Source organism: Desulfonatronospira sp. MSAO_Bac3 (genome assembly GCF_003838035.1).
Lineage (GTDB): Bacteria > Desulfobacterota > Desulfovibrionia > Desulfovibrionales > Desulfonatronovibrionaceae > Desulfonatronospira > Desulfonatronospira thiodismutans.
Map to the genome: position 1 here is coordinate 1 of NZ_QYZY01000146.1, position 1,866 is coordinate 1,866.

Annotated in this window: 1 protein-coding gene; it reads left to right on the forward strand. The window is 55.3% G+C overall.

Annotated features, from left to right (window positions below; genetic code table 11):
• Positions 1 to 105: 105 nt before the first annotated feature.
• Entirely contained in the window at positions 106 to 1,752 is a 1,647-nt protein-coding gene (locus D5S03_RS05210) for a type I secretion system permease/ATPase (protein ID WP_008869569.1), read from the forward strand.
• The last annotated feature ends 114 nt before the right edge of the window (positions 1,753 to 1,866 follow it).

A 1,866-nucleotide genomic window follows, 5' to 3' on the forward strand; every position in this document is an offset into this window, starting at 1 on the left:
CATCGCCGAATACAACCAGGATGAGAAATGGCACCGGGCTGTGCGCATTCCTGTCCTCATCAGGCAGATCCAGAAAAAAACAGAGCCAGAAACAGGAAAAAATTTATGAAAAAAGAACTTAGAAGGGTGCTGATTATATCCATTGGGCTGAGCATCTTTGTAGTCCTGCTGACGCTTTCCCTGCCCTTCAACATGATCATGCTCTTTCGCTGGGTGGTCCCCAGTGAAAGCATCTCCAGCATTGCGGTAATCGCCATGGCTGCTGTGGGGGGGCTTCTTTTCATGACCATCTTTGATGTGCTTCGCTTTGCCCTTTTGCGGCGTTTCGCCAAATATCTGAACCATCAGCTGGGGGAAAAAATTCTGCACAAAATGTTTCAGGAGCGGGCCCTGGGGCAGAAAGGAGATGCGTCCACGGCCATGAGTGATCTGTCCAAGGTCAGGGGGTTTCTCAACTCCCCCACTTCCACCGCTTTCCTGGACACCGCTATTTCCCCACTTATGCTGCTCATTGTATTCTACATCAGCCCGCTAATGGGTATACTGGCCATTTTGTGCATCATGGTCATCCTGGGCACCAAGCTGGCCACCAGGAAATCCACAAGAGAGCTGTTACGCCGGTCCAACATGGGCTTTGCCCGGGCCAACAATTTTGCCCAGGAATGCGTGCACAACTCCCAGGCGGTGAGGGCCATGGGCATGCAGCCCCAGTTGATCCATAAATGGAGGGGGATGCAGGATGAAATGGTCCGGGACCAGACCGAGGCCAGCGAAAAGGCTGGAGTGCATTCAGCCATTACCAAGTCCATGGGCTGGATCATGCAGGTGCTGCTCATGGGTGTGGGATTTTCCCTCATGCTCATGGGAGAGATAGACAGCGCCCTGGTCATAATCGCGGTAATCATTGCCGGGCGGGTAATCATGCCCATGCAGATGGCGGTCGACGGCTGGCAGAATTACCAGGACGCCAAGGATGCCTTCCATCGTCTTAAAAGCTATCTGGAAGGCATGGAGGAAAAAGAAAAGGAAGTCAGCCTGAAACTGCCCGAACCGCAGGGAAATCTAAAAGCCGAGTCCATAGTGTACGCCCACGGCGGCAAGCCTATAATCAAGGGCGTAAGCTTTGACCTGCAGGCCGGCCAGACCCTGGGGCTCATAGGTCCAAGCGGGGCTGGCAAAACCACCCTGGCCAGAATAATGACCGGAGCGGTTCGTCCTCAAAACGGCATTCTGCGCCTGGATGGAGCGGACATGCACCAGTGGGACCAGGAGCAACTGGGACCTCACATTGGTTACCTGCCCCAGGAAGTGGAGCTATTTGCCGGAACCATCGCCCAGAATATAGCCAGGTTTCAGGAGGTCTCCCTGGAAGAAATCCGGGAGGCTGCCCGGAAGGCCGGCCTGGAAGAGATAATCGAGTCCATGCCCCAGGGGTTTGAGACCATGCTGGAAGAAAGAGGGCTGAACCTCCCCGGCGGTCTGCGCCAGCGCATCGGCCTGGCCAGGGCCTTGTTCGGCGACCCCAGGATACTTATCCTGGACGAACCTGATGCCAGCCTGGACCAGCAGGGCATAGATTCCCTGACAGAGATCCTGAAACGTTCCAGGGATGAAGGCAAAACCGTCATCCTGGTTACCCACAGGCCTAAGCTTTTGCAGTTTACGCATCAGTTGCTCATGCTCAAGAACGGCCAGGTGGCCATGTACGGACCGAGTAAGCAGGTGCTGCAGAAGCTGCTTCCGGGTAAGTGAGACGTTTGGACGTATGGGCGTTTGGGCGTATGGGAGTATGGGAGTAGGGGCGTATGGGAGTATGGGAGTAGGGGCGTATGGGAGTGTGGGAGTGAAGACGTGTGGACGTATGGG

Coding starts and splice junctions, on each gene's coding strand:
- D5S03_RS05210 (WP_008869569.1), top strand. CDS start 106: ATGAAAAAAGAACTTAGAAGGGTGCTGATTATATCCATTGGGCTGAGC.